Genomic DNA, 25,946 nt, shown 5'->3' on the forward strand with positions numbered 1-25,946 from the left:
GGCGTCGCCGCTGACGATGCCAGCCAAAGCCGCGCCGCATGATCAAGCCGCGTCACCCAAATTCAGCCATAGCTCGGGTCTATGCCGGGATGGTTGGTTTATTCGTCGCCAGCAAGTTCAGATTCGGGCTTTTTCTTGAGCAGGCAGGAAAGACGGCGCTGGTCTTGCCCCCGTTTCACCGGACACTCAGGCGGTTGCGGTTTGAGTTGCGATGAACTCGCGGGGCGAGCGCATTTTCAGCGCTGAATGCGGGTGGTATTCGTTGTAGTCCTCGATCCAGCCTGCGATCAAGCCAAGCGCGGTGCTGCCGTCCGGGATCGGCGAGACCTGGACGTAATCGCGGCTCTCGCGTCTTCATGAATGCCTCGGTGATGCCGTTGCTCTGCGGGCTCTGCACCGGCGTGAAGCAAGGCTTCAGGCCAATCTGGCGGGCGAAGATCTGCGTGTCCTTCGCAATGTAAGGGGAACCATTGTCCGTCAGCATCTCGATCACCGCGGGCGTTCGGCAGGCGGCGAAGCGGGCTTCGACGGCCTGGAGCATGATGTCGCGGATGCCACATCGACCCAGACTGGGGCGAGCCCTTCTGAGTCGCTGGGGGTAACGCGGGGTAACGGCTCGCGTTGCGCATCCGCCACGCCTAACCACTTGATTTTCGTGGGGTGGATGGTGCTGTGAGAGAGGATTGAACTCTCGACCTCTCCCTTACCAAGGGAGTGCTCTACCACTGAGCTACCACAGCCGCCTTCTTTCCAGATAGCTACCCCGGGCGTTACCCTGGGTCAAGCGGGCTCTGGAAAAGCCCTTAGTTCTCCGCCGCTTAGCTGCCCAGAGCGTCCCCTTACCAAGGGAGTGCTCTACCACTGAGCTACCACAGCATTCCAATGCGACATGCCAGCGAAGTTCTGCTTCGGCGGCGCCGTGCGGGGGCTTTAGACCGAGTGCGCGCGGGCTGCAAGTGCTAATTTTCCCGCCGGCCCATCCGGCGCCGCCGCTGGACGCAAGCGGGCAGGGGCGCTAACAGGGGGCATGACCAGAACTCCGCGAAATTCCGATGGCGATACCCGCGAGGCGCGGCTAAAGGCGGCGCTGCGGGCCAATCTGGCCCGCCGCAAGGCGCAGGGCCGGGCGCGGGCGGCGGATGACACGAACGAGACCGAGCAGCACGGGACCAGGAAGCCGCCAAACGGACGCAGGCCCGAAAACGAGGAATAGATGGACCAGATCATCGTAAGGGGCAACGGGCCGCTCAGGGGGGAAATCTCCATCGCCGGTGCCAAGAATGCCTGCCTGACGCTCATGCCGGCGACGCTCTTGACCGATCAACCGCTGACGCTGACCAATGCGCCGCGGCTTTCAGACATCCGCACCATGACGGCGCTGCTGCAGTCGCTGGGGGCCGAGGTCGCCAGCCTGCAGGACGGGCAGGTGCTGGCGCTGTCCAGCCACGCGCTGGACAACCATACCGCCGATTACGACATCGTGCGCAAGATGCGGGCCTCGATCCTGGTGCTGGGGCCGATGCTGGCGCGCGACGGCCATGCCGTCGTGTCGCTGCCCGGTGGCTGCGCCATCGGCGCGCGGCCGGTGGACCTGCATCTGAAGGCGCTCGAGGCGATGGGGGCGGAACTGGACCTGCGCGATGGCTATGTCCATGCCAAGGCGCCGGCCGGCGGGCTGCGGGGCGCGGTGATCGAGTTTCCCTTTGTCACCGTGGGCGCGACGGAAAACGCGCTGATGGCGGCGACGCTGGCTTGCGGCACCACCGTCATCCGCAACGCCGCGCGCGAGCCAGAGATCGTCGATCTGGCGCGCTGCCTGCGCCGCATGGGCGCGCAGATCGAGGGCGAGGGAACATCGACCATCACCGTCGAGGGCGTGCGCAGCCTGGGCGGCGCCACGCATCCGGTGGTGACCGACCGGATCGAACTGGGCACCTATATGCTGGCGCCGGCGATCTGCGGCGGCGAGGTGACCTGTCTTGGCGGGCGCATCGAACTGCTCTCGGCCTTCTGCGAAAAGCTGGACGCGGCCGGCATCTCGGTAAGCGAGAGCGAGCGCGGCCTGACCGTGGCGCGCCGGAACGGTCGGGTGCGCGCGGTCGATGTGGTGACCGAGCCCTTCCCGGGCTTTCCCACCGACCTGCAGGCGCAGATGATGGCGCTGCTGTGCACCGCCGAGGGCACCTCGGTGCTGGAGGAAAGAATCTTTGAGAACCGCTTCATGCATGCGCCGGAACTGACGCGCATGGGCGCGCGTATCGAGGTGCACGGCGGCCATGCCACCGTGCACGGCGTCGAGAAGCTGCGCGGCGCACGGGTGATGGCCACCGATCTGCGCGCCTCGGTCAGCCTGATCCTTGCCGGGCTGGCCGCCGAGGGCGAGACGGTGGTCAGCCGCGTCTATCACCTCGACCGTGGCTATGAACATGTCGTGCGCAAGCTGCGCGGCGTCGGCGCCGACATCGAGCGCGTGCGGGAGACGGTCGATGCCTGACGCGCGGTTTCGCGACGCCGATGCGGCGCCGCTGGCGCTGCTGGCCGCCGATGCCGAGGATCTGGCAGTGATCTCGGCCCTGGTGCAGGACGCGGTGCTGCCGGTCACCGAGATCGCCTATGATCCGAGGCAGCGCCAGCTGGCGCTGCTGCTGAACCGGTTCCGCTGGGAGGATGCCGAACGGGCCCGACGCGAGGGCCGACCCTATGAGCGGGTGCGCGCGGTGCTGCTGGTCTCGGATGCCCAGCGGGTGTCCAGCGACGGCATCGACCGCCAGGACCGCGATCTGGTGCTGGCGCTGCTGGCGCTGCGCTGGCAGCCGGGCGCGGACGGCACCGGCCGGCTGCTGCTGGAATTTGCCGGCGACGGCACACTGGCGGTGACGGCCGAATGTCTCAATGTCGAGCTGCGCGACGTGACGCAGCCCTATGTCGCGCCCTCGGGCCGTGCGCCCGGCCATCCCGGCGCCTGACGCCCGCAGCCCGGATTGCGGCAGGCGCTTGAGCCGGGGGCGGGCAGCCGCTAACAAGGTCGGATCAACGTGAGCGTGACCATGCCGATCCACCTTTCCACCCGCGAGCCCGATTTCGAAAGCCGCTTTGCCGCGCTCTTGTCGATGAAGCGCGAGGATGCCGCCGACGTGAACGATGCCGTGGCCGCGATCCTGGCCGATGTGCGGACGCGGGGCGATGCGGCGCTGATCGAGCTGACGCGGCGCTTCGACCGGCTGGCGCTGGCGCCCGGAGGTCTGGCCTTCACCCGAGACGAGATCGCCGCCGAGACCGCCCGCGTCGCGGCCGAGGACCGCGGCGCGCTGGAACTGGCGGCCGCGCGCATCCGCGCCTATCACGCCCGGCAGATGCCCGCGGACCTGCAATGGACCGATGCGCAGGGCGCCACCCTGGGCTGGCGCTGGACCCCGGTCGCCGCGGCCGGGCTGTATGTGCCGGGCGGGCAGGCCAGCTATCCGTCCTCGGTGCTGATGAACGCCATTCCGGCGCGAGTGGCCGGGGTTGATCGGCTGGTCATCTGCGTGCCGACGCCCGAGGGCCTGGTCAATCCGCTGGTGCTGCTGGCGGCGCAGCTGGCCGGCGTCGACGAGATCTATCGCATCGGCGGCGCGCAGGCCGTTGCCGCCATGGCCTATGGCACCGAAACCATCCGCCCGGTGGACAAGATCACCGGCCCCGGCAACGCCTATGTCGCGGCGGCCAAACGCCAGGTCTTTGGCCGGGTCGGCATCGACATGATCGCCGGCCCCTCCGAGGTGCTGATCATCGCCGCGGGCGCGCAGAACCCGGAATGGCTGGCGCTGGATCTGCTGGCGCAGGCCGAACATGACGCCGATGCGCAGTCGATCCTGATCACCCCCGACCAATCGCTGGCCCGCGCCGTGGTGGCCGAGGTCGAACGCCTGCTGCCCAGCCTGCCGCGCGCTGCGGTGGCCGGGGCCAGCTGGCGCGACTATGGCACGGTGATCGTCACCCGCGATCTGGATGAGGCGGCGGCGCTGTCCGACCGCATCGCGCCCGAGCATCTGGAGCTTTGCGTCGACGACCCCGAGGCGCTGGCGGAACAGACCCGCCACGCCGGGGCGATCTTTCTGGGCGCCTGGACCCCCGAGGCGGTGGGCGATTATGTCAGCGGCCCGAACCATGTGCTGCCGACGGCGCGCTCGGCGCGGTTTTCCTCGGGGCTTTCGGTGATGGATTTTCTCAAGCGCACGACGCTGGCGCGGCTTGACCCGGCGGCGCTGACGGCCATCGGCCCGGCTGCCGTGCGGCTGGCCGCCTCCGAAGGGCTTTCGGCGCATGGCCGCTCGGTCGCGGCGCGTCTTTCCAGCATCAATGAGGCAAGGCCATGACCGATACCGCCAGCCGGCTTTGCCGCATCGACATCGACGACAGCGCGCTGCCGCCGCCCACCCCCGAGATGGAGCAGGACCGCCGCGTTGCGGTCTTTGACCTGCTCGAGGACAACAGCTTTGCCCTGCCCGGGCGCGAGGGCCAGCCGGCGCCGGTCGGACCTTATGCGCTGGCGCTGGCGGTGCGCGAACGGCGGCTGGTCTTCGACATCGACACCGAGGCGGGCGAGAAGGTGGCCGAGTTCCACCTGTCGCTGGGCCCGTTCCGGCAGACGGTGAAGGATTATTTCCAGATCTGCACCAGCTATTTCGATGCGGTGAAACGCCTGCCGCCGGCGCAGATCGAGGCCATCGACATGGCCCGGCGCGGCATCCACAACGAGGGTGCGCGCACCTTGCAGGAACGGCTCGAGGGCAAGGCCGAGGTCGACATCGACACCGCGCGGCGCCTGTTCACCCTGATCTGCGCCCTGGTTCCGGGGTGATCCGTGGCGGGCCCGATTCCCCATTCGGTGCTGTTTTGCTGCGATCACAACGCCATCCGCTCGCCCATGGCCGAGGGGATGATGAAGAAATTCTACGGCCGCATCGCCTATGTGCAGTCGGCAGGGGTGAAAAACGACATGGAGGTGGACGGCTTTGCCATCGCCGTCTGCCAGGAGATCGGTGTCGAGATCGCCAACCACCGCTCGCGCTCGTTCGACGAGATGCAGGCCTGGGGCGACGACCTGGGCAGTTTCGACCTGGTGATCGCACTGTCCCCCGCCAGCCAGAGGCGGGCGCTGGAACTGACCCGGGTCTCGCATCTCGAGGTGGAATACTGGCCGATCATGGACCCGAGCGGCCTTGCCGAAGGGCGGGAGGCCAAGCTGACGCATTACCGCGGCGCGCGCGACCAGATCCGCAAGCGCATGTTGGAACGCTTCGGTCCGCCGCCCGAACCCTGAGCCTTGCGCGGGTAACGAAATCTTAGCCTGTTCGCGTCATGTTGTGGAAAATCCCTTGAGGAGGCTTTTTCCGATGGCACAGGTCCAGCGGCTTCATCACGACCTCGACTGGGCGATGTGCGCCATCCGCACGCATCGCGCGGTCCTCATCCTTGATCTGGCGGGCGACATCGTGGCGGTGAACCAGCCCTGCCTGCGCCTGAGCGGCTACCGGCGCGAGGAACTGATCGGCCGCTCGGTGCTGATGCTGCTCGACCCGATGGAGCGCACGCCCAACCGGCTGAGCGACATGCTCGAACCCGCCGATGGCCGCGATGCGCGCATCTTTGGCCTGGCGCAGATGGCAAAGTCGGGCCGGCGTTTCCGCGTCGATGCCCAGGTCTGCCCGATCCGCGACGAGGACGGGCAGCCCTGCCTCAACGTGTTGTTCCTGCGCGATTCGGTCGAGGAGGAGGGGCCGCTGCGCGCCGCCATCCCGGCACTGGCCGAGCCGCGAGGCCAGGTGATCGAACTGCCCGCGCGCTTTCTGCACGCGGCCGTGGCAGATACGGCACCCCCGCCCCCGGCAGGATTTCAACGCTAAGGCCCCGGGCTGCTGCCCGCCGAAGCCGGGGGCGGGCGGCAATGTCGGGCCGGGGGCTGCCCGGGACGCGCGATCCGCATCATTCGGCACGTCTTCGCGCTGATGGCGGGGAACGGCTCGTCACGGGCAGGGTCGCCCGTGATCCGGCGACCGGCCCCGCGCCTTGGCCCGCAGGCCGGGCGAATGGCGCGTCCGGTTCCGACATGACCGGCAGGCGGTGCCGTTGAACCGTGGCCTCATGGGGATCATCGACCGGCAGTTGCTCGGGGCGCCGTGGCATGTCCCGGCTGTCCAGCACGGGGCATTGGCACGGGTGCCGGATAACGCACAGCACCAGCGCCGGCCGGTGTCACCGCGCTGCCAGGCCGTGCGTCAGTTCACCCGGATCCGGGACGGGGCGCATTCCGTCCCGCGCCCCGTCCGAGGCAAGAATGCAATTGTCATTGCGCGGAATTTCCTGCCCTGTCGCGCCGATCTCTCGCTCGGCCAGCCCGGCTGATCGATCGCCGCATATTCGACGGGCGAGCCGACGCGGACCTCGTCGTCGGTGGTCTGGCAATTGATCGAGCCGGCCAGCAGCCCGCGATCGCGCAGGATGGCCAGCTGCGACCGGCTGCGCCGCGACCGGGCCTTGACGGTTGCCGGCGCAAAAGGCGCCCAGGGCGTGCCGTCCGGCGCCGCCTCGGCCTTGAAGTTGCGCCCGGCCGACAGGATCAGCTGCTCGCCCACCTCGGCGAAGAACGGCCGGCGCTGGTCCATGAGTCTGACGAGCTGGTGCAGGCGATCCTGCGCCTCGGTCGTGTCGAGTTCGACCCTGAAGCCGATGCCTGTCATTGAAAAACCCCCTGATTGGAGCCATGTTTGACTTGCCTTGCGACGATGCCCGGTGATGGAAGCCTGTAGTCGGAGGCGCGACGGCTGGATCACCCCGGCCGTCATTTTCGTTTCCAGCGCAACTTCCCGCCCCGACGTCGATCAAGATGTTACAGGTTCGGCTTTCCGTTCTTCGCTGTCGGGTTATATGCGGTGACCGGCTCCCACCATCTCCGGCCAACCTCCATGATCACGACCATGCCGGTGTCCAGATCGGCCCGGATATAACGCCGGTCGATCACAAGCTCTTCCGAATCCTGGTCTATGGGATCAGTCTTGCGTGCCACGCCGAGCCAGATTTCGTCGGGATCGAGCAGGGTTTCCGCCATCAGCGGCGTGAAGACCTCGCGGCCGCGTTTGCCGACCTTCCACATCCCGGCGCGGTCGGGGAAGAACCCGTCCGAGATCGGCAGACATGTTCCGGTCTGATTTTGCCACAGCACCGCCCGCCCGAGATCGGTGCCGAAACGCTGCAGGAAGGCGCGGACGTAATCCGCGGGCGCCAGCCCCTCGGCCAGGGGCGCGGCGGCAAAGGGGCGGGCGGAGGCCATCAAATCCGCCAGCGGCGCGGGCTCGTCGACGATCAGCGCATGCCGACCCGCATGGACCAGCCCGCCGCCCTCTTCGATCAGGGCCGACGGCACCAGGCCGCGTTCCCAAAGATCGCCCGGCATGTAGTCCCGGCCATAGCTGGTGTCCTCGGGCTGATCGACCGTCACGCCGGTAGCCTCGTGCATATAGGGCTGGCGGATGATTTCCGGCGCCGGGTCGGGGCCGGCCTTGTCGAGGCGTGGCGCCTGCATTTCCGGTCATCTGGCGGCAGGTGAAGGTCCCGTGACCGATCGTCCCGCATCGGCATCAGGCCGTCCCGGGCGAGGTGGCGCGCGCGCATTGCGCTTTGGATCGGGTACTGGGACAGAAGGGGCCGAAGGAGCGTATGCCGGCGCCAGGTTCTACCCGAGGCCGCTCGGGCAGGATGGACACCGCGGCCGGCGGCGCGCGCCGATCAGTCACGCGCATGCCCGAGGGCCTGGCCAGGGATGGCAGCCCGGCAGGGCCGAGATCGCATCGACCTTTCGCAGCGCCTTCCCGCCCCGCGCCGGGTCGTCAGGGGTGCCGGGTCAGACGATCACCGCCGCGCCCTCGGTGGCCGGGCCGACGTGGCGGCGGAACGCGGCGAACAGCTCGCGGCCCAGCCCCTCGCTGCTGGCGGCGGGGTCGTGGGGCACGGGCTCGCGATCCTCGAATTCCGGGGCGAGGCAGTCGAGCCGGCCAGTCACGGCATCGAGCCGGATGATGTCGCCGTCCCTGAGCCGCGCCAGCGGCCCGCCGTCGGCCGCCTCGGGCGAAAGGTGGATGGCGGCCGGGATCTTGCCCGAGGCCCCGGACATGCGCCCGTCGGTGACCAGCGCCACCCGCAACCCGCGATCCTGCAGCACCGCCAGCGTCGGGGTCAGCGAATGCAGCTCGGGCATGCCATTGGCGCGCGGACCCTGGAAGCGCACCACGACCACCACATCCTCGGTGAACTCGCCGCGCCGGAAGGCCTCCTTGACCTCGTCCTGATCGGCGAAGATGCGGGCGGGGGCCTCGATCACAAGGCGCTCGGGGGCGACGGCCGAGGTCTTGATCACCCCCCGGCCCAGATTTCCCTCGAGTTGCTTCAGCCCGCCGGTGGTGGCGAAACCGTTGCCGGCCGGGCGCAGGATGCGCTCGTTCAGCGTCTCGCGCGCGCCGGCGACCCATTCGACACGGCCCTCGCGCAATTGCGGCTCGCTGGCATAGGCATCCAGCCCGGCGCCGGCGACGGTGCGGACATCGGCATGCAGAAGGCCGGCCTGCAGCAGCTGCCCGATCATGAAGCCAAGGCCGCCGGCGGCGTGGAAATGGTTCACATCCGCAAGGCCGTTGGGATAGACGCGGGCCATCAGCGGCACGACCTCGGACAGGTCGTGGAAATCCTCGAGATCGAGGATTACCCCGGCGGCCCGCGCCATGGCCGGCAGGTGCAGCACCAGATTGGTCGAGCCGCCGGTGGCCATCAGCCCGACGATGCCGTTGACGAAGGTGCGCTCGTCCAGGACCTCGCCCGCCGGCAGATAATCGTTGCCGAGCCGGGTGATCGCGGCCGCGCGCTGCACGGCGGCGCCGGTCAGCGCGTCGCGCAGCGGCGTGTTCGGGTTGACGAAACTGGCGCCCGGCAGGTGCAGACCCATGAATTCCATCAGCATCTGGTTGGTGTTGGCGGTGCCGTAGAAGGTGCAGGTGCCCGGCGCGTGATAGCTGGCCATCTCGGCCGCCATCAGCGCCTCGCGCCCGATCTCGCCGGCGGCGAACTGCTGGCGGATGCGCGCCTTTTCGTCGTTGGGCAGGCCCGAGGGCATGGGGCCGGCAGGAACGAAGACCGCCGGGACATGGCCGAAGGTCGCGGCGGCGATGACCAGCCCCGGCACGATCTTGTCGCAGACGCCAAGGAAAAGTGCGGCGTCGAACACGTCATGGGTCAGCCCGATGCCGGCGGCCAGCGCGATCACGTCGCGCGAAAACAGCGACAGTTCCATCCCCGGCCGGCCCTGTGTCACGCCGTCGCACATGGCCGGGACCCCGCCCGCGACCTGCGCCGTGGCGCCGGCGGCGGCGGCGGCGGTGCGGATCAGGTCGGGAAAGCGTTCATAGGGCTGATGCGCCGACAGCATGTCGTTATAGGCGGTGACGATGCCGATATTGGGCTTGCGGCTCTGGGCCAACTCCTGCTTGTTTGCCATGGCGGCATAGGCATGGGCCTGGTTGCCGCAGGACAGATGCGCGCGGCGCGGCCCCTCCGTCGCCAGGCGGGCGATCTTGGCCAGATAGGCCGCGCGGCTGGCGGCGGAGCGCGCGCGGATGCGGTCGGTGACGCGGTCGATGGTGGCGTGCAGGGGCATGGCTGGCATCTCCTTTGGCGGCATGTTAGCTTGTTAGCGGTAACGGCGCAACCGGCCTGCTCTTGCCGGCGGGCGCGTGTCGTGGCAATCCTGCCGCGTTTCGCCACGAGGCCGCCATGACCGCCGATCTGCCCACCATCCGCCTGCGCCCGAAATCCAGACCGCAGGCGATCCGCCACGGCTTTCCCTGGGTCTATGCCGATGAGTTGGTCACCGACCGGCGCACGCGCGCGCTGAAACCCGGCAGTTTCGCCCGGCTTGAGGATGCCGAGCGCAACCCGCTGGGCCTGGTCACCGTGAACCCGGACTCGAAGATCATCGCCCGGATCATGGACCCCGATCCGCAGGCGGTCATCGACCGGGACTGGATCGCGGCGCGGCTGGCGCGGGCGCTGGCCCTGCGCACGCGGCTGTTCGCGCAGCCCTTCTACCGGCTGGTCCATGCCGAGGCCGACGGGATCCCCGGCACGATCATCGACCGTTTCGGCGATGCCGCGGTGATCCAGCCCAATGCCGCTTGGGCTGATCGCATGATCGACGACATCGCCGCGGCGCTGCGCGAGGTCACCGGCGTCTCGACGGTGATCCTGAACGGGCAGGGGCGGGCGCGCAGCCTTGAGGGGCTGGGCGAGCGCAGCGAGATCCTGTCGGGCGCCGTCGCCGGCCCGCTCGAGGTGGCGATGAACGGCGCCGTCTATCTGGCCGACCTGACGCATGGGCAAAAGACCGGGCTGTTCTATGACCAGCGCCCGAACCACGCCTTTGCGCAAAGGCTGGCCGAGGGCGCGCGGGTGCTGGACGTGTTTTCCCATGTCGGCGGCTTTGGCCTGGCGGCGCTGGCGGCGGGAGCGACGCAAGCGACCTGCGTCGATGCATCAGCCGCGGCGCTGGCGCTGGCCGAGGGCGGGGCGCGCGCCATGGGCGCCGCCGACCGGCTGCTGACGCGCCAGGGCGACGCCTTTGCCCAGCTTGAGGCGCTGGCGGCCGAGGGCGCGAAGTTTGATCTGGTGATCTGCGACCCGCCGGCCTTCGCGCCCTCGAAGCCGGCGCTGGAGGCGGGGCTGCGCGCCTATGAGCGGGTGGCGAAGCTGGCCGCGCCGCTGGTGGCGCCGGGGGGCTATCTGGGCCTGTGTTCCTGCAGCCATGCCGCCGACCTGACGGCGTTTCGCAATGCCAGTGCGCGCGGCATCGGTCGCGGCGGGCGGCGCATGCAGCTGATCCACACCGGCCAGGCGGGACCGGACCATCCGGTGCTGCCGCAGCTGGCGGAAAGCGGCTATCTGAAGGCGCTGTTCTTCCGGCTGGACGGATGAGGGCGGTTCTGGACGCCTGCGTGCTTTACCCGACCGTGCTGCGCGAGATCCTGACGGGCGCGGCGGCGGCGGGGCTGTTCCAGCCTTTCTGGTCGCAGCGCATCCTGGACGAGTGGCGCCATGCCGCCGCCCGCAACGGGCTGGAGGTCGGGGCCGAGATCGCGCTGCTGGTCACGGGCTTTCCGCGCGCGCTGGCGGCGCCGGCGGCGGTGGTGCTGGGCGCGGATCTGCCCGACCCCGCCGACCACCATGTGGCCGAGACGGCGCTGGCCGCCGGCGCCAGGCTGATCGTCACCGCCAATCTGCGCGACTTTCCCCGCGGTGTGCTGGGCCAGCTTGGCCTGCGCACCGTCCATCCCGACGAATTCCTGCGCGATCTGTATCTGCAGCGGCCCGACGCCATCCTGGCCGCGGTCACTGTGACCGAGGCGCGCGCCCGTGCCGCCGGCGGTGCGCTGGCGCGGCGCGACCTGCTGCGGCGCGCCCGTCTGCCGCGCCTTGCCAGCGCCATGGCGCGCGGCTAGCACGGGTATGGCGGCGAATGGGGCGGCGAAGGGCTTGATGATACCGCTAACATCCTCTAATCGACAGACAAGCGATGAGGAGGGGGCGATGGTTTCAAGGATCATCCCGGTAGAGGATTTCGACCTCGTGATCTTTGGCGCTACCGGCGATCTGGCGCGGCGCAAGATCCTGCCCGGGCTTTACCGCCGCTTTCTGGCCGGCCAGGTGCCGGCCAGCGCCTGCATCATCGGCGCCGCCCGCACCCCGATCGACGACGCGGGCTTTCGCGCCGAGATGCGCGCCGCGATCACGGAATTCACGGGCCCCGGCCAGGACGAGGCCCGGCTTGCCGCATTCCTCGACATGCTGGGCTATGTCGCCATCGATGCGCGCGGCGAGGCGGGCTGGGAGGAGTTGCGCCTGCGCATGCGGCCGGGCGCGGTGCATGCCTTCTATTTCTCGGTGGCGCCGGCGCTGTTTGGCGATATCGCCGAGCGGCTGGCCGCGCATGGCATCGCCGATGCCAAAAGCCGCATCGTGGTGGAAAAGCCCTTCGGGCGCGACCTTGACACGGCAAGGGCGCTGAACGCGACCATGGCGCGGCATTTTGCGGAAAACCAGATCTATCGCATCGACCATTACCTGGGCAAGGAGACGGTGCAGAACCTGATGGCGGTGCGTTTCGCCAACATGCTGTTCGAGCCGCTGTGGAACGCGCAATATGTCGATCACGTGCAGATCACCGTGGCCGAAACCGTGGGCGTGGGCGGGCGCGGCGAATATTACGACCATTCCGGCGCCATCCGCGACATGGTGCAAAACCACATGATGCAGCTTCTGTGCCTGATCGCCATGGAGCCGCCCTATCACTTCGACCCCGATGCCGTGCGCGACGAGAAGCTGAAGGTGATCCGGGCGCTGGAGCCGGTGGTGCCCATGGACATCGTGCGTGGCCAGTATCAGCGCGGCCCGGACGGCCCCGGCTATCTGGAAGACGCCGGCAATGTCGAATCGCGCACCGAAAGCTATGTCGCGCTGAAGCTGCAGATCGCCAACTGGCGCTGGACCGGTACGCCCTTCTATCTGCGCACCGGCAAGCGGCTGCGCGCCCGCACCAGCGAGATCGTCGTCACCTTCAAGGAGCCGCCGCATTCGATCTTTGACGACGGCGGCTCGCAGCGCGCCAACCAGCTGGTCATCAAGCTGCAGCCGAACGAGGGCATGGACCTGACGGTGATGATCAAGGAACCCGGTCCCGGCGGCATGCGCCTGGTGCAGGTGCCGCTGGACATGAGCTTTGCCGACGCGCTGGGCGCCGAGGGCACCGACATGCCCGACGCCTATGAGCGCCTGATCATGGACGTGATCCGCGGCAACCAGACGCTGTTCATGCGCGGCGACGAGGTCGAGGCCGCCTGGGCCTGGACCGACCCGATCATCGCCGCCTGGGAACATGGAACGAAACGCCCCGAGCCCTATGACCCGGGATCCAGCGGGCCGGAAGAGGCGTTGCGCTTGCTGCACCGCGACAACCGTCGCTGGAGGGAGATCAGGCCATGACGCTGGAGTTCATCGAATACCCCGACCGCGAGATGATGTTCCTGTCGCTTGCCGACCGCATCGCCGGCCAGCTGGTGCAGCACCTGCGCCTGCATGAGGGCGCCAGCCTCTGCCTGCCGGGCGGCACCACACCGGCGCCGGTCTATGATTTCCTGTCCGGCGCCGATCTGGACTGGCCGCGCGTCACCGTGATCCTGAACGACGAGCGCTGGGTGGACAGCGAGCACCGCCGCTCGAACGGGCGGCTCTTGCGTCATCATCTGTTGCGCGACAAGGCGGGGCGGGCGGCATATCTTGATCTGTTCACCGGCGATGCCGCGCCCGAGGACGCGCTGCCGCGGCTGGGCGAGGCGCTGCGCCACCACCTGCCGCTGACCGTGCTGCTCTTGGGCATGGGCGCGGACATGCATACCGCCAGCCTGTTTCCCGGCGCGCCCGAGACGGCGCTGGCGCTGGCGCCCGACGCGCCGCCGGTGATGGCGGTCAACAGCTACCGCGACGAGACGCGCATCACCCTGACCGCCAGCGCGCTGAAAGGCGCGATCCACAGCCATCTGCTGATCACCGGCGCCGAAAAGCGCGCGGCGCTTGAACGCGCGCAGGGGCTGGATCCGCTCTCGGCGCCGATCCGGGCATTTCTGGGCGACATCACCGTGCATTGGGCTGAATGAGATGGCGGATATCTGGTCACGGCTGGCTGAGCATCGCAGGGCGCAGGCGGATCTGCGCATCGAGGCGCTGTTCGCGACCGATCCGGACCGAGCGGCCGGATTTTCCACCGCGGCCGACGGGCTGGTGCTGGACTGGTCCAAGACCGCCATCGACGCGGGCGCGCGCGATCTGCTGCTGGAACTGGCCGCGCCGGTGCCCGCGCGCCGCGACGCCATGTTCCGCGGCGCGCGCATCAACGAGACCGAGGGACGGGCGGTGCTGCACACGGCGCTGCGCAACCTCTCGGGCCGCGTGGTGCTGGACGGCGCCGATATCATGGCGGATCTGCGCCACACCCATGCGCGCATGGGCGATTTTGCCCGCCGGGTCCGCGACGGGCGCTTTCAGGTCCAGGGCGGGCGCATCACCGACGTGATCAATATCGGCATCGGCGGCTCGGACCTTGGCCCGGCCATGGCTACGCGGGCGCTGGCGCCCTGCCATGACGGGCCGCGGCTGCATTTCGTCTCGAATGTGGACGGGGCCGACATCGCCGACACGCTGCGCGGGCTGGACCCGGCGACGACGCTGGTGATCGTTGCCTCCAAGACCTTCACCACCGTCGAGACCATGACCAATGCCGCCACGGCGCGCGACTGGATGGCGCGGGCGGTGGCTGAGCCGGCGGCGCAGTTCGTGGCGCTGTCCTCGGACCCGGGGCGCACCGCGGCATGGGGCATCGCCCCCGAGCGCGTCTTCGGCTTCGAGGACTGGGTCGGCGGGCGCTATTCGGTCTGGGGCCCGATCGGCCTGTCGCTGATGATCGCCATCGGCCCCGAGGATTTCGACCGCTTTCTGGCCGGCGGTGCCGCCATGGACCGGCATTTCCGCGAGGTGCCGCCCGCGGCGAACATGCCGCTCATCCTGGCGCTGGTCGGCATCTGGCACCATCAGGTCTGCGGCCACGCGACCCGCGCCGTGCTGCCCTATGACAACCGCTTGGCGCGGCTGCCCGCCTATCTGCAGCAGCTTGAAATGGAATCGAACGGCAAGCGCGTCGCCATGGACGGCAGCGACCTGGCCCTGCAGTCCGGGCCGGTGGTCTGGGGCGAGCCGGGCACCAATGGCCAGCACGCCTTTTACCAGCTGATCCACCAGGGCACCGCCATCGTGCCTTGCGAATTCATCGTCGCCGCCCGCGGGCACGAGCCCGATCTGGCGCATCACCAGCTGCTGCTGATCGCCAATTGCCTGGCGCAGTCCGAGGCGCTGATGCGCGGCCGCCCGCTGGCGGTGGCGCGCGATCTGATGCGGGCCAGGGGGCTTTCGGGCGCCGAGATGGAACGCCAGGCCCGGCATCGGGTGTTTCCCGGCAACCGCCCCTCGACCACGTTGCTGGTGCCGGAACTGTCGCCCTTCGTGCTGGGCCAGATCCTGGCGCTTTACGAACACCGCGTCTTTGCCGAGGGCGTCATCCTGGGCATCAACAGCTTTGACCAATGGGGGGTCGAACTGGGCAAGGAACTGGCGCTGGCCGTGGCGCCGCTGCTTGCGGGCGAGGCGTCCCCGGGCCATGACCCCTCGACCGAGCGGCTGGCGGCGCTGGTGCGCGCGGCGCGCGCCTAGCGCTGTCGGGGCATCAGAACCACTGGCCGGGCTCCATCAGCCCAAGGTCCATCAGCTGCTGCGCGCTCCAGCGGAAGGGCTGCGAATTGCGCCAGCGAAACCCCGTGACATGCGCGCGCGAGCCGGGGTTCCTGACCAACGCCTTGGCGACCCGGAATGAGGCCACGACCGCAGTCAGGTTGTGGTGCCACTGGCAGGAATAGGTGTTGTATTCCTCGATGTTGAAACGGTGGTCGGGCAGCAGCCGCAGGCCGTGGCAGGTCTGGAACAGGGCGATGCGGTCGATGCGGCGGCGGTCGGCCGGCACATGTTCCTCAAAGCGCCAGCGCAGCCCGCCGTGGAAGTTCAGCTGCCGTTCCAGGGGGTTGCCGTCGCGGTCCCGCCGTCCCAGCGCGTAATAGCCGGTGCGGTCGAACATCGCCTCGTTCAGGCTGACCGCATCGGGAAAGCGGGTCAGATCCGGGGCGTAAAGGTCGATGACATAGGCCAGCATGGCACGGCGGCGTTCCTCGGCGTGAAAGGCCAGCATCTCGCCGATGCTGCGCCGCTCCGAGAACGGATAGAACAGGAACTCGGCATTGTAGCCGTAATAGACCCAGGTATCGGCGGGTGCGGCGGCGATCAGCGCGTTCACCGCCTCGACATGCGCGCCGGGGCGGCGCGAATCGTGGCGCAGGTTCAGCACACGCCCGGTGGCGCCGGCGGGCAGGCCCTGTGTGGGCAGGACATGTGCGGGCAGCGGCTCGGGCGACAGCGCCAGGATCAGCCGAAATCCCGCGGCAAGGTGATGGGCCAGGGTCCGCGCCACCGCGGCCTCGTCCTCGATCAGCAGCAGGGCGATCGGACCCCTGGCCAGAGGGGCCGGACCCGCGCGCAGGAATTCGGCCAGGGTGGGAAAGCTCATGGCCGCAGTCCCGCGGTCATGCGCCTGCCCCCCGGGCGGGGCAGGGGAATCGGGGTCGGGGTTGGCAGTCTGGGCATGGGTCTTCCGGTCGGTGCCGCTTGCGCCTGCTTGTGCCATGACGCCGCCGGGTGGAAAAGCCCCAAGGCCGCGCGACCGGCGGCTGAAACCGCCGCCCCGCCCTGCCGCGCGCGCGCCACAGCGGCGAATCCAGTTGAAAACACGGGGCCGCGGGACTATCTAACCGGCCAAACCTCCGGCAATAAAAGGAAGACAGCCATAGCCCGCAGACCGCACAACGCTCCGCCCACCCGTGACACCGGCCCCCGCGTCAATGAGCGCATCCGTGTCTCCGAGATCCGCCTGATCGGTGCCGATGGCGAAAACATCGGTGTGGTTTCGCCCTCGCGCGGGCTGGAGCTGGCACAGGACGCCGGGCTGGATCTGGTTGAAATCTCGCCCAATGCCGTGCCGCCGGTGTGCAAGATCATGGACCTCGGCAAGTTCAAATATGAACAGCAAAAGCGCGAGGCCGAAGCCCGGAAAAAGCAGAAGATCATCGAAATCAAGGAAATCAAGTTCCGTCCCGGGACCGATACCCATGATTACGACGTGAAGATGCGCTCGGTGATGAAATTCCTGGGCGAGGGCGACAAGGTCAAGGTGACGCTGCGCTTTCGCGGCCGCGAGATGGCGCACCAGCAACTGGGGCTTGAGCTGCTGAACCGGGTCGCCACCGAAGTCGGCGAGGCCGGCAAGGTCGAATCGATGCCCAAGCTGGAAGGGCGCCAGATGGTCATGATGATCGCGCCGCGGTAAGGCCGGGCGATGACGGCCGAGGTGACGATTCTGGTCGTGCGCGAACCGGGCGCGGACCCCGCGCTGCCCCTGCCCGAATATCAGACGCCTGGCGCGGCCGGTGCCGATCTGCGCGCCGATCTGGGCGGGGCGGATCTGGTGCTGGCCCCCGGAGAGATCCGGTTGGTGCCGACCGGGCTGCGCGTCGAGATCCCCGAAGGTCATGAGCTGCAGCTGCGCCCGCGTTCAAGCCTGGCGCTGCGCCACGGGGTGACGCTGGCCAATGCCCCGGGCACCATCGACAGCGACTATCGCGGCCCGCTGGGGGTGATCCTGATCAACCTCGGCCGCGAGCCGCATGTGATTGCGCATGGCGAGCGCATCGCCCAGGCGGTGCTGGCGCCGGTGGTGCGCGCGCGCTTTGCCCTGGCCGAGACCCTGGCCGGTTCCGCGCGCGGCGAGGGCGGCTTCGGCTCGACCGGCAGGGACTAGGCGGTGCTGGTGCTTCTGCCCATGCTGGCCTGGCTGCTGGCGGCGCGGCTTCTGGGCTGGCCGCCCTGGCGCGGCTGGGCCGGCGTGGCGGCGCTGTGGCTGCTGGCGACGGGCGTGCTGCTGCTGGCGCCGGACAGCGGCGCGGCACGGCTGGTCGGCGGCGATGCGCGGGTCTGGCTGGTGCTTGGCGTGCTGGGCCTGCTGCTGCTGGCCTATCGCGCCGGTCTGGCGCAGCTGCGCCGCCGCGCCGCGCCGCTGCCCGAGGCGCCAGCCGCGCCGCAGGGGGCGCTCTCGGATGCGGAGCTGGACCGCTATGCCCGCCATATCGTGCTGCGCGAACTGGGCGGGCCGGGGCAGGCGGCGCTGAGGCGGGCGCGGGTGCTGGTGGTCGGCGCCGGCGGTCTGGGGGCGCCGGTCTGCCTGTATCTGGCCGCGGCCGGGGTCGGGCGAATCACCCTGGCCGATGACGACCGGGTAAGCCTGTCGAACCTGCAGCGGCAGGTGATCTTTCGCGGCGCGGACGACGGCCGGCCCAAGGCGCAGGCGGCGCGTGACGCCATGCTGGCGCTGAATCCGCATGTCTCGGTCGAGGCGCTGACGCGGCGCATCACCGCAGGCGATGCCGCGCTGGCCGGAAAACATGACCTGGTCATCGACGGCACCGACACATTCGCCGCCCGCCGCGCAGTGAACGCAGCCTGCGCCGCCGCCGGCGTGCCGCTGGTCGCCGGCGCCATCGCGCAATGGGAAGGCCAGGTGACGGTCTGGGACCCGGCGCGGGGCGCCCCCTGCATGGCCTGCATCTTTCCGCAGGCTCCGGCGCCCGGGCTGGCGCCCGCCTGCGCCGAGGCGGGGGTGGTCGGACCTCTGCCCGGCGTCATCGGCAGCCTGATGGCCCTTGAGGCGATCAAGCTGATTTCCGGCGCGGGCGAGAGCCTGCGCGGGCGCATGCTGATCCTCGACGGGCTCTACGCCGAGAACCGGGTGATGAAAATCGCCCGCCGCGGAGATTGCCCGGTCTGCGGCTCTGGACATTCCGCGCCGGAATGAAACATTCGGGCTGATCGGCAAGGAGGCGCCCCCGGATGAACCCCGAACTGACCTGCTGGAGCGGCCCGCTGGGCCTGCCGCGTTTCGATCTGATCCGCGACGAGGATTTCGCCCCGGCCTTCGACGCCTGTCTGGACCAGGCCGGCGCTGCGGTCGAGACGATCGCCGCCAATGCCGCGCCGCCCAGTTTCGCCAATACCGTAGCGGCGCTGGAAACCGCCGAGGAGCCGCTGGAGCGGCTTTGCGCCATCTTCTTCAACCTGGCCGGCACCGGCTCGAACCCCGCGCGCGAGGCGCTGCAGCGCCAGATCGCGCCGCGCCTGGCCGCGCATGGCAGCAAGGTCAGCATGGACCCGCGCCTGTTCGCGCGCGTCGCCGCGGTGCTGCACGGGGGCGAGGACCTTGCCCCCGAGGACAGGCGCCTGGCCGAGCTGACGCTGCGCGGGCTGCGCCGGGCCGGCGCCGGCCTGACCGGCGCCGCGCGCGACCGCATGGCCCAGATCCGCGAGCGTCTGGCGGTGCTGACCACCGATTTCGCCCAGAACGTGCTGACCGATGAGCGCGATTTCGTCATGGCGGTGCCCGACGAGCGGCTGGCCGGCCTGCCCGACTGGCTGATCCGCGCCATGCGCGCGGCGGCGCGGGCGCGCGGGCTTTCGGGCCAGGTGGTGACGCTCAGCCGTTCGCTGATCGTGCCCTTTCTGGAACATGCCGGCGACCGCGCCCTGCGCGAGACGGCCTGGCGGGCCTGGGCGGCGCGCGGCACCGGCAGCGGCGCGGGCGGGGTGCAGACCGACAACCGCCTGATCGTCACCGAAATCCTGGCCCTGCGCCACGAACGCGCGCAATTGCTGGGCCATGCGGATTTCGCCAGCTACAAGCTTGAGCCCGAGATGGCCGGCAATGCCGAGGCGGTCGAGGCGCTGCTGATGCAGGTCTGGGCGCCGGCGCGCGCCCGCGCCGAGGCCGATGCCGCGGAATTTGCCCGCATGCTGGGCGCCGACGGCGTCAATGGCGCGCTGGAGCCCTGGGACTGGCGCCATTACGCCGAGCGCCGCCGCCGGGCCGAACACGATCTGGACGAGGCCGAGGTCAAGCCCTATCTGACGCTGCCGGCGATGCTCGGCGCGGTCTTTGACACCGCCAGCCGCCTGTTCGGGCTTGAGTTCCGCGCCTTCGGGGCCCCGCTCTGGGCGCCCGAGGTCCGCGCCTGGGAGGTTAGCCGGCAGGGGCGCCGCATGGCGGTGTTCCTCGGGGATTATTTCGCCCGGCCCGGCAAGCGTTCGGGTGCCTGGTGTTCCAGCCTGCAGCCGCAGCACCGGATCGGCGCCGGCCAGCGCCCGATCGTGGTCAATGTCTGCAACTTTACCCCGCCCGAGACGCCCGAGGCGCCGGCCTGGCTGTCCTGGGACGACGCGCATACGCTGTTTCACGAATTCGGCCATGCGCTGCATCACATCCTGTCGGACGTGGCCTGGCCCTCGATCTCGGGGACTTCGGTGGCACGCGATTTCGTGGAACTGCCCAGCCAGCTGTTCGAACACTGGCTGGAACAGCCAGAGGTGCTGGACCGCCACGCCCGCCATGCGCAGACCGGCCGGCCGATGCCCGCGGGCCTGCGCGACCGCATCCTGGCGGCGGGCAAGGCCGATCAGGGATTTGCCACCATCGAATATCTGCAAAGTGCGCTGGTCGATCTGGCCTTTCACCGCGGCCCGCCGCCCGCCGATCCGATGGCGCGCCAGGCCGAGGTGCTGGCGCAGCTGGGCGCGCCCGGCGCGATTCCGATGCGCCACGCCACGCCGCATTTCGCGCATGTCTTCTCGGGCGAGGGCTACAGCGCCGGCTATTACAGCTACATGTGGTCCGAGGTCATGGACGCCGACGCCTTTGACGCCTTCCTCGAGGCGGGCAGCGCCTTCGACCCCGAGACCGCGGCCAGGCTGGAACGCTGCATCCTGTCAAAGGGCGATTCGCAGCCCGCGGACCAGCTCTGGCTGCAGTTCCGCGGCCGCAAGCCGGGGGTGCAGGCACTGCTGCGCGGGCGCGGATTGCTGGCCGGCGCGAATGATCGTACTCAATGCTAATGAAACTGCTTGCCGCAACCCCGGGGCGGGCCTAGCCTGACCGCAGGCCACCCGCAGGGTTGGGGTGGCGGCGGCAGGTGGTTTCATGGTCCCGGCCGAGGTTCCGGTCACGCATATCGGCGACATCCCGATCGACAAGATGGGGCTTGCGCATTATTTCCGCAATTACCAGCGCTATATCGGCCCGATGCGCCATGCGCCGCTGCGCCTGCTGGAACTTGGCATCGCCCGCGGCGATTCGCTGAAACACTGGGAATCCTGGCTGCCCAATGCCAGCATCACCGGGCTGGACATCAACCCGTGCGAGGCGCGTTTCGACAGCGGTCGGGTGCGCTGCTATGTCGGCGAACAGCAGGATCTGGGCCTGCTGGACCGCATCGCGGCCGAGCGGGCGCCGGACGGATTCGACGTGATCATCGACGACGCCTCGCATGTCGGGCAGCTGACGCGGCTGTCCTTCTGGCATCTGTTCGAGCACCATCTGAAGCCGGGCGGCCTTTATTTCATCGAGGACTGGGGCACCGGCTATTGGCCGCAATACCCGGACGGCAAGCATTTCCGTCCCGAGGTGCCGGGCCTGTCCTGGCATGAACGGCTGCTGGATCGCATGCACAAGGCCGATGCCGTGCAGGGGGCCCGTCCACTGCGCAGGCTGACCGGCTGGATGCGCTGGAACCTCGTGCGCCGGCGCTTTCACGGCCATGACCGCGGCATGGTCGGCTTTGTCAAGGAGTTGGTGGACGAATGCGGCGCCGAGGACATGACCCATCCCGGGCTGGGCGCCGGGGCGCCGCGGTCCTCACGCATCGACTGGATGCGGGTGTCGCTGGGCCATGTCGTCATCCGCAAGGCGGGCGCGCCCCTGCATCCGGGCCGGGAACAATAGCCCGGCGCCGTCAGTCGCGAATCTCGTCGCGGTCCACGCCCCAGAGCGCGGCCTTGGGCACCCAACCCTTTTCGCCGCCGCCCGAGACGCGGCACCAGTCGATGTTGCATTCGTGCAGCCGGACGATGGCGCCGGCCTCGGCGCGGGCGACGACGCCGGCGCGCTCTTCGGGACGCGACAGCAGGTCCAGCATGTCGCGGGTGACGATGGCGGTGCGCACTCCGGACAAAAGCGAGTAATGCACCCAGCCGCCGGCGCCGTCCTGGTCCTCGACCCGGCGCCACTGGCCGAATTCGGCCACCACACGCAGCGGCATGCCGGCATGGCGGAACACCCAGTCGATGCGATGCGACAGGCTGGGGCCGCGCCTTGCATTGCCCTCGCTGCCTTTGAGGCTGACATAGCGCGGCAGCGGCAGATTGGTCACCTGGCCGCGGTTCGGGTCGCGTTCCTCGCCCTGGTGGCGGCTGATCGCGGCATCGGCGGACAGGCCCGGAACCGGCTTGGCGTCCAGTTGCTCGCCCGGATCGGTCGCCTGCGCCCGCGCCGCGGCGGAAATACCGATCCCGAGCGCCAATGTCATGGCGCCCAGCAACACATGTCCTTGCTTCATCTGCGGTCCTGCCTTTGCGGGGTCTTGTGCCTGCCCTGTAACGCGGGCACTTTGCCAAAAGCTGCCCGGCTTTGGAAGAGAGGAGCGACCATGTCCGCCGCCCATGCGACCGATCCTGCCCGTTCACGACTTAAAGTTACCGTGAGCCGACGGCTGCCCGATGCCGTCGAGACGCGCATGGCCGAGCTTTTCGACGTCACGCTGAACACCGACGACCACAAGATGGACCGCGATGAACTGGTCGCGGCCATGCGCGGCTCGGACATCCTGGTGCCGACGATCACCGACCACATCGACGCCAGCATGCTGGCGCAGGCCGGCGACCGGCTGAAGCTGATCGCCAATTACGGCGCGGGGGTCGACCACATCGACGTGCATTCCGCCCGCCAGCGCGGCATCCTGGTCAGCAATACCCCCGGCGTCGTCACCGAGGACACCGCCGACATGGCGCTGGCGCTGATCCTTGCGGTGACGCGGCGCCTGCCCGAGGGTATGGCCGAGATGCAGCAGGCGCGCTGGGGCGGCTGGGCGCCGACCTCGCATCTGGGCGGGCGTCTGGGCGGGCGGCGCCTGGGCATCCTGGGCATGGGGCGCATCGGCCAGGCGGTGGCGCGGCGCGCCAATGTCTTTGGCATGCAGGTGCATTACCACAATCGCCGCCGGCTGCGCCCCGAAACCGAGGCCGAGCTGCAGGCGACCTGGTGGGAAAGCCTCGACCAGATGCTGGCGCGGGTGGACATCGTCAGCGTGAACGCGCCGCACACGCCCTCGACCTTCCATCTGCTGAACGCGCGGCGGCTGAAGCTGCTCAAGCCCTCGGCGGTGGTCATCAACACCTCGCGCGGCGAGGTGATCGACGAGAACGCCCTGACGCGGATGCTGCGCGCCGGAGAGATCGCCGGCGCCGGGCTTGACGTGTTCGAGCACGGGCACGAGATCAACCCGCGGCTGCGGGAACTGCCCAATGTCGTGCTGCTGCCGCATATGGGCTCGGCCACGATCGAGGGCCGCGTCGAGATGGGCGAGAAGGTGCTGCTCAACATCAAGACCTTTGCCGATGGCCACCGGCCGCCGGATCTGGTGGTGCCCTCGATGCTGTGACCGGGCGGGCGCATTCCGGCGCCGCGCGGCCGCGCATGTCGCTTTCCGCCGCGATCATGTCGCGCCCGTCGCGCCTGGCCGCACCGGCTCTGGCACAAATCCGCAAGCACGCCCGCAAACAGGAGACGCCTGCCATGAAAACCCATGCAAGGGCCCTTGTGGTCGGAGGCGGCGCCGTCGGCTGCGGCATCGCCCTGCATCTGGCGCGCGCGGGCTGGGACACCATGCTGGTCGAGCGCGACGAACTGACCGCAGGTTCCACTTGGCATGCGGCGGGGCTGCTGCCCCTGTTCAACATGGGCTATGCCACCAGCCACATCCACGACTATTCGGTGCGGCTTTATGCCGGGCTCGAGGCCGAGACCGGGCTGAACGCCGGCTTCACCCGCTGCGGCAACCTGCGCATGGCGCAGACCGATGCGCGCATGGACGAATACATGCTTTACTCGGCCACGGCCGAGACCCTGGGCATCGACCATGAATTCCTGACCCCGGCCGAGATCCGCGAGCGCTGGCCGCTGGTCCGGACCGAGGATCTGAAGGGGGCGCTGTTTCACCCCACCGACGGCTATATCAACCCCGCCGACGTGACCCAGGCCATGGCCAAGGGCGCGCGCATGGCCGGCTGCACCATCGAGCGCAGGGTCCAGGTGAACGCCTATCGCTGGACCGGCGCCGAATGGATCGTCAGCTGCGAGCGCATGGTGGAAAAGGGTGGCAATCTTGTGCCCTCGGGCGAGGTCTTCGAGATCCGCGCCGAGCATGTGGTGACCGCCACCGGCAACCACGCGCAGCGCACGGCGCGGCTGCTGGGCATTCGCACCCCGGCGATCCCGGTCGAGCACCAGTATATCGTCACCGAGCCGGACCCGGCGCTGGCGGCCTGGCGCGCCGCCGGCAATCCCGAACATCCGGTGCTGCGCGACGCCGACGCGCGCTGGTATGTGCGCGAGGAACGCGGCGGCTGGATCCTCGGCCCCTATGAGGCCGGGGCGCCGGCGCGATTCGCCTATGACGTGCCGCCCTCCTTCCGCGCCGATCTGTTCCCGCTGGACCTCGAGCGCATCGAGGAGGAATACATGTCGATGATCCACCGGCTGCCCAGCGCCGAGCATGTGGGTCTGAAGGACGATTTCAACGGCCCGATCTGCTATACGCCCGACGGCAATCCGCTGGTCGGGCCGGCGCCGGGCCTGCGCAACATGTGGCTGGCCGAGGGCTTTTCCTTTGGCATCACCGCCGCCGGCGGCGTGGGCCAGTATCTGGCGCAGATGATGGTCGCGGGCGAGGCCGAGATCGACATGGCCAGCCTGGATCCGCGCCGCTTCGGCAGCTGGATGACCACGGAATACGCGGCGCGCAAGAACGAGGAATGCTATGCGCATGTCTTTGTCCTGCACCACCCCGACGAGGAACGCGAGGCCTGCCGGCCGCTGCGCACGGCCCCGGCCTATGACCGCCAGAAGGCCGCGGGCGCGCAGTTCGGCCAGGTGAACGGCTGGGAGCGGCCGAATTACTACGCCCCCGCGGGATTTGACGACCACGGCGCGCGCAGCTTTCGCCGCGGCGGCTGGTGGCCCCATGCCGAGGCCGAGGCGCGGGCGATTCGCGACAGCGCCGGGCTGATCGACGCCAGCGCCTTTGCCAAGCACCGCGTCAGCGGCCCCGGCGCCACCGCCTTTCTGGACCGCCTGACCTCGAACCGCCTGCCCGCGGTGGGGCGCATCAACCTGACCTATGCGCTGACCGAGGCCGGGACCACGCGCAGCGAATACACCATCCTGCGCCTGGCCGAGGATGACTATTGCCTGATCTCGGCCGGGGCATGGTCGGATTACGACGGCGACCATCTGCGCCAGCAAGCCGCGGCCATGGCCGGGACCTGCGGCCCGTTGGTGGTGCAGGACATCACCACGCAATGGGGGGTCTTTGCCCTGGCCGGGCCGAACAGCCGCAGGATCCTGGCGGAACTGCTGCGCGATGCCGATCCCGCCAGCGCGCTGGGCAACCGCCGCTTTCCCTGGCTTGCCATGCGCGACATCGAACTGGGCATGTGCCCGGTGCGCGCCATCCGCGTCGCCTATACGGGCGAACTGGGCTGGGAGCTGCATCACCCGATCGAATTCGGCCGCTATCTTTGGGATCAGCTGGTTTCAGCGGGCGAGCGCCACGGCCTGAAGCTGGTCGGCGCCCGGGCACAGAACTGGCTGCGGCAGGAGAAAAGCTATCGCGCCTTCGGCACGGAGCTGGGCCGCGACGCCACGCCGCTTGAGGCCGGGCTGGATCGCTTTGTCGATCTGTCCAAGGATTTCATCGGCAGGCAGGCGATGCTGGACAAGGGTATCCGCTCGCGCTGCGTGACGCTGCTGATCGACGGGCCGGCGGATGCCGATCCCTGGGGTCGCGAGGGGCTGTTTTGGGACGGCGAGCGCGTCGGGCGCCTGACCTCGGGCGGCTGGTCGGTGGTCTTCGGCAAGCAGATCGGCATGGGCTATGTCCGCCCCGATCTGGCGCGGCCGGGGACAAGGTTGCAGGTCAGGATGCAGCGCGAGCTGTGGGATTGCACCGTGACCGAGGACAGCCCGCATGACCCGCAGAATGCCCGCATCCGCCTGGACGGCTGATCCGCATCCGCGGCGATGGAGGCGCGCGCCCGGTTGTCGCCACGGGGGAATCGCC

The 25,946-nt window shown here is 69.3% G+C and carries 24 protein-coding genes, 1 tRNA gene and 1 pseudogene; 19 read left to right on the top strand and 7 right to left on the bottom strand.

Features of this window, described 5'->3' with window-relative positions; genetic code table 11:
* Positions 1–186: 186 nt before the first annotated feature.
* A pseudogene (locus WMK75_RS10290) lies at positions 187–553 on the bottom strand (integrase core domain-containing protein); the annotation flags it as partial.
* 112 nt (positions 554–665) lie between these two features.
* A tRNA-Thr gene (locus WMK75_RS10295) sits at positions 666–740 on the bottom strand.
* A 287-nt stretch (positions 741–1,027) separates the two neighbouring features.
* On the opposite strand from WMK75_RS10295, the gene WMK75_RS10300 reads away from it, so the two are divergent.
* From WMK75_RS10300 to WMK75_RS10330, 7 genes are all read left to right on the top strand, one after another.
* Complete coding sequence (locus tag WMK75_RS10300; RefSeq protein WP_347267589.1) at positions 1,028–1,213, top strand: hypothetical protein; 186 nt, start codon at positions 1,028–1,030, stop codon at positions 1,211–1,213.
* Complete coding sequence (murA, locus tag WMK75_RS10305; RefSeq protein WP_347267590.1) at positions 1,214–2,494, top strand: UDP-N-acetylglucosamine 1-carboxyvinyltransferase; 1,281 nt, start codon at positions 1,214–1,216, stop codon at positions 2,492–2,494. It abuts the gene before it with no gap.
* Positions 2,487–2,966: a DUF2948 family protein gene (locus WMK75_RS10310; protein WP_347267591.1), complete on the top strand. Its 480-nt coding sequence runs from the start codon at positions 2,487–2,489 to the stop codon at positions 2,964–2,966. The genes murA and WMK75_RS10310 overlap by 8 nt, the downstream gene beginning before the upstream one ends.
* Positions 2,967–3,047: 81 nt before the next feature.
* Positions 3,048–4,358 carry a histidinol dehydrogenase gene (hisD, locus tag WMK75_RS10315; protein WP_347267622.1) on the top strand — a complete coding sequence of 437 codons (1,311 nt, stop codon included), beginning with the start codon at positions 3,048–3,050 and terminating at the stop codon, positions 4,356–4,358.
* On the top strand, positions 4,355–4,843 hold the full coding sequence (locus tag WMK75_RS10320; protein ID WP_347267592.1) for a UPF0262 family protein: 489 nt from the start codon (positions 4,355–4,357) through the stop codon (positions 4,841–4,843). Before hisD ends, WMK75_RS10320 begins: the two co-directional genes overlap by 4 nt.
* Positions 4,844–4,846: 3 nt before the next feature.
* On the top strand, positions 4,847–5,305 hold the full coding sequence (locus WMK75_RS10325; protein ID WP_347267593.1) for a low molecular weight phosphatase family protein: 459 nt from the start codon (positions 4,847–4,849) through the stop codon (positions 5,303–5,305).
* Positions 5,306–5,378: 73 nt separating this feature from the next.
* Positions 5,379–5,888 carry a PAS domain-containing protein gene (locus tag WMK75_RS10330; protein WP_347267594.1) on the top strand — a complete coding sequence of 170 codons (510 nt, stop codon included), beginning with the start codon at positions 5,379–5,381 and terminating at the stop codon, positions 5,886–5,888.
* Between the two features lie 372 nt (positions 5,889–6,260).
* On the opposite strand, the gene WMK75_RS10335 is transcribed toward WMK75_RS10330, so the two are convergent.
* From WMK75_RS10335 to edd, 3 genes are all read right to left on the bottom strand, one after another.
* Complete coding sequence (locus WMK75_RS10335) at positions 6,261–6,827, bottom strand: phage virion morphogenesis protein (RefSeq protein WP_347267595.1); 567 nt, start codon at positions 6,825–6,827, stop codon at positions 6,261–6,263.
* 44 nt (positions 6,828–6,871) lie between these two features.
* Complete coding sequence (locus WMK75_RS10340) at positions 6,872–7,564, bottom strand: PBECR2 nuclease fold domain-containing protein (RefSeq protein WP_347267596.1); 693 nt, start codon at positions 7,562–7,564, stop codon at positions 6,872–6,874.
* Positions 7,565–7,882: 318 nt separating this feature from the next.
* A complete protein-coding gene (gene edd / locus WMK75_RS10345; protein ID WP_347267597.1) occupies positions 7,883–9,685 on the bottom strand; it encodes a phosphogluconate dehydratase in 1,803 nt (600 codons plus the stop codon).
* A gap of 116 nt (positions 9,686–9,801) precedes the next feature.
* Here edd and WMK75_RS10350 point away from each other — a divergent pair, with 116 nt between their 5' ends.
* The 5 genes from WMK75_RS10350 to pgi all read left to right on the top strand — a co-directional run bounded on the left by WMK75_RS10350 (position 9,802) and on the right by pgi (position 15,339).
* Positions 9,802–10,998 carry a class I SAM-dependent rRNA methyltransferase gene (locus WMK75_RS10350; RefSeq protein WP_347267598.1) on the top strand — a complete coding sequence of 399 codons (1,197 nt, stop codon included), beginning with the start codon at positions 9,802–9,804 and terminating at the stop codon, positions 10,996–10,998.
* Positions 10,995–11,522: a PIN domain-containing protein gene (locus tag WMK75_RS10355; RefSeq protein ID WP_347267599.1), complete on the top strand. Its 528-nt coding sequence runs from the start codon at positions 10,995–10,997 to the stop codon at positions 11,520–11,522. Before WMK75_RS10350 ends, WMK75_RS10355 begins: the two co-directional genes overlap by 4 nt.
* An 88-nt stretch (positions 11,523–11,610) precedes the next feature.
* The gene (zwf, locus tag WMK75_RS10360) at positions 11,611–13,062 is read left to right on the top strand and encodes a glucose-6-phosphate dehydrogenase (protein ID WP_347267600.1); all 1,452 of its coding nucleotides are present in this window, start codon (positions 11,611–11,613) and stop codon (positions 13,060–13,062) included.
* Positions 13,059–13,733 carry a 6-phosphogluconolactonase gene (gene pgl, locus WMK75_RS10365; protein WP_347267601.1) on the top strand — a complete coding sequence of 225 codons (675 nt, stop codon included), beginning with the start codon at positions 13,059–13,061 and terminating at the stop codon, positions 13,731–13,733. Before zwf ends, pgl begins: the two co-directional genes overlap by 4 nt.
* Before the next feature lies 1 nt (position 13,734).
* A complete protein-coding gene (gene pgi / locus WMK75_RS10370) occupies positions 13,735–15,339 on the top strand; it encodes a glucose-6-phosphate isomerase (protein WP_347267602.1) in 1,605 nt (534 codons plus the stop codon).
* A gap of 13 nt (positions 15,340–15,352) precedes the next feature.
* Here pgi and WMK75_RS10375 read toward each other — a convergent pair whose 3' ends face one another.
* Positions 15,353–16,243 (bottom strand): glycosyltransferase family 2 protein, encoded by an 891-nt coding sequence (locus tag WMK75_RS10375; RefSeq protein WP_347267603.1) that lies wholly within the window; start codon positions 16,241–16,243, stop codon positions 15,353–15,355.
* A gap of 276 nt (positions 16,244–16,519) precedes the next feature.
* Here WMK75_RS10375 and infC point away from each other — a divergent pair, with 276 nt between their 5' ends.
* From infC to WMK75_RS10400, 5 genes are all read left to right on the top strand, one after another.
* Positions 16,520–17,059: a translation initiation factor IF-3 gene (infC, locus tag WMK75_RS10380; protein ID WP_347267623.1), complete on the top strand. Its 540-nt coding sequence runs from the start codon at positions 16,520–16,522 to the stop codon at positions 17,057–17,059.
* A 9-nt stretch (positions 17,060–17,068) separates the two neighbouring features.
* The gene (gene dut / locus WMK75_RS10385; protein ID WP_347267604.1) at positions 17,069–17,530 is read left to right on the top strand and encodes a dUTP diphosphatase; all 462 of its coding nucleotides are present in this window, start codon (positions 17,069–17,071) and stop codon (positions 17,528–17,530) included.
* Between the two features lie 3 nt (positions 17,531–17,533).
* Positions 17,534–18,580, top strand: coding sequence for a molybdopterin-synthase adenylyltransferase MoeB (gene moeB / locus WMK75_RS10390; RefSeq protein ID WP_347267605.1), 1,047 nt, complete (start codon positions 17,534–17,536; stop codon positions 18,578–18,580).
* A gap of 35 nt (positions 18,581–18,615) precedes the next feature.
* Positions 18,616–20,667 carry a M3 family metallopeptidase gene (locus WMK75_RS10395; protein ID WP_347267606.1) on the top strand — a complete coding sequence of 684 codons (2,052 nt, stop codon included), beginning with the start codon at positions 18,616–18,618 and terminating at the stop codon, positions 20,665–20,667.
* A gap of 85 nt (positions 20,668–20,752) precedes the next feature.
* Positions 20,753–21,553, top strand: coding sequence for a class I SAM-dependent methyltransferase (locus WMK75_RS10400; RefSeq protein ID WP_347267607.1), 801 nt, complete (start codon positions 20,753–20,755; stop codon positions 21,551–21,553).
* Positions 21,554–21,563: 10 nt separating this feature from the next.
* Here WMK75_RS10400 and WMK75_RS10405 read toward each other — a convergent pair whose 3' ends face one another.
* Positions 21,564–22,166: an SH3 domain-containing protein gene (locus WMK75_RS10405; RefSeq protein WP_347267608.1), complete on the bottom strand. Its 603-nt coding sequence runs from the start codon at positions 22,164–22,166 to the stop codon at positions 21,564–21,566.
* 90 nt (positions 22,167–22,256) lie between these two features.
* Between WMK75_RS10405 and WMK75_RS10410 the strand changes: the two genes are divergently transcribed.
* Together WMK75_RS10410 and WMK75_RS10415 are read left to right on the top strand one after the other, a co-directional pair.
* Complete coding sequence (locus WMK75_RS10410) at positions 22,257–23,267, top strand: D-glycerate dehydrogenase (RefSeq protein WP_347267609.1); 1,011 nt, start codon at positions 22,257–22,259, stop codon at positions 23,265–23,267.
* A gap of 134 nt (positions 23,268–23,401) precedes the next feature.
* The gene (locus tag WMK75_RS10415) at positions 23,402–25,891 is read left to right on the top strand and encodes an FAD-dependent oxidoreductase (RefSeq protein WP_347267610.1); all 2,490 of its coding nucleotides are present in this window, start codon (positions 23,402–23,404) and stop codon (positions 25,889–25,891) included.
* Positions 25,892–25,946 lie beyond the last annotated feature (55 nt).

The sequence above is a fragment of the Paracoccus sp. (in: a-proteobacteria) genome, assembly GCF_039808215.1.
Lineage (GTDB): Bacteria > Pseudomonadota > Alphaproteobacteria > Rhodobacterales > Rhodobacteraceae > Paracoccus.

Bases quoted from the DNA above. Each gene is read 5' to 3' on its own strand.
- WMK75_RS10355 (WP_347267599.1), top strand. From the start codon at position 10,995: ATGAGGGCGGTTCTGGACGCCTGCGTGCTTTACCCGACCGTGCTGCGC.
- WMK75_RS10335 (WP_347267595.1), bottom strand. From the start codon at position 6,827: ATGACGGCCGGGGTGATCCAGCCGTCGCGCCTCCGACTACAGGCTTCC.
- WMK75_RS10350 (WP_347267598.1), top strand. From the start codon at position 9,802: ATGACCGCCGATCTGCCCACCATCCGCCTGCGCCCGAAATCCAGACCG.
- dut (WP_347267604.1), top strand. From the start codon at position 17,069: ATGACGGCCGAGGTGACGATTCTGGTCGTGCGCGAACCGGGCGCGGAC.
- hisD (WP_347267622.1), top strand. From the start codon at position 3,048: ATGCCGATCCACCTTTCCACCCGCGAGCCCGATTTCGAAAGCCGCTTT.
- WMK75_RS10320 (WP_347267592.1), top strand. From the start codon at position 4,355: ATGACCGATACCGCCAGCCGGCTTTGCCGCATCGACATCGACGACAGC.
- WMK75_RS10395 (WP_347267606.1), top strand. From the start codon at position 18,616: ATGAACCCCGAACTGACCTGCTGGAGCGGCCCGCTGGGCCTGCCGCGT.
- WMK75_RS10300 (WP_347267589.1), top strand. From the start codon at position 1,028: ATGACCAGAACTCCGCGAAATTCCGATGGCGATACCCGCGAGGCGCGG.
- zwf (WP_347267600.1), top strand. From the start codon at position 11,611: ATGGTTTCAAGGATCATCCCGGTAGAGGATTTCGACCTCGTGATCTTT.
- WMK75_RS10405 (WP_347267608.1), bottom strand. From the start codon at position 22,166: ATGAAGCAAGGACATGTGTTGCTGGGCGCCATGACATTGGCGCTCGGG.
- pgi (WP_347267602.1), top strand. From the start codon at position 13,735: ATGGCGGATATCTGGTCACGGCTGGCTGAGCATCGCAGGGCGCAGGCG.
- edd (WP_347267597.1), bottom strand. From the start codon at position 9,685: ATGCCCCTGCACGCCACCATCGACCGCGTCACCGACCGCATCCGCGCG.
- WMK75_RS10330 (WP_347267594.1), top strand. From the start codon at position 5,379: ATGGCACAGGTCCAGCGGCTTCATCACGACCTCGACTGGGCGATGTGC.
- WMK75_RS10400 (WP_347267607.1), top strand. From the start codon at position 20,753: ATGGTCCCGGCCGAGGTTCCGGTCACGCATATCGGCGACATCCCGATC.
- WMK75_RS10410 (WP_347267609.1), top strand. From the start codon at position 22,257: ATGTCCGCCGCCCATGCGACCGATCCTGCCCGTTCACGACTTAAAGTT.
- WMK75_RS10310 (WP_347267591.1), top strand. From the start codon at position 2,487: ATGCCTGACGCGCGGTTTCGCGACGCCGATGCGGCGCCGCTGGCGCTG.
- WMK75_RS10340 (WP_347267596.1), bottom strand. From the start codon at position 7,564: ATGCAGGCGCCACGCCTCGACAAGGCCGGCCCCGACCCGGCGCCGGAA.
- WMK75_RS10375 (WP_347267603.1), bottom strand. From the start codon at position 16,243: ATGAGCTTTCCCACCCTGGCCGAATTCCTGCGCGCGGGTCCGGCCCCT.
- pgl (WP_347267601.1), top strand. From the start codon at position 13,059: ATGACGCTGGAGTTCATCGAATACCCCGACCGCGAGATGATGTTCCTG.
- murA (WP_347267590.1), top strand. From the start codon at position 1,214: ATGGACCAGATCATCGTAAGGGGCAACGGGCCGCTCAGGGGGGAAATC.
- WMK75_RS10415 (WP_347267610.1), top strand. From the start codon at position 23,402: ATGAAAACCCATGCAAGGGCCCTTGTGGTCGGAGGCGGCGCCGTCGGC.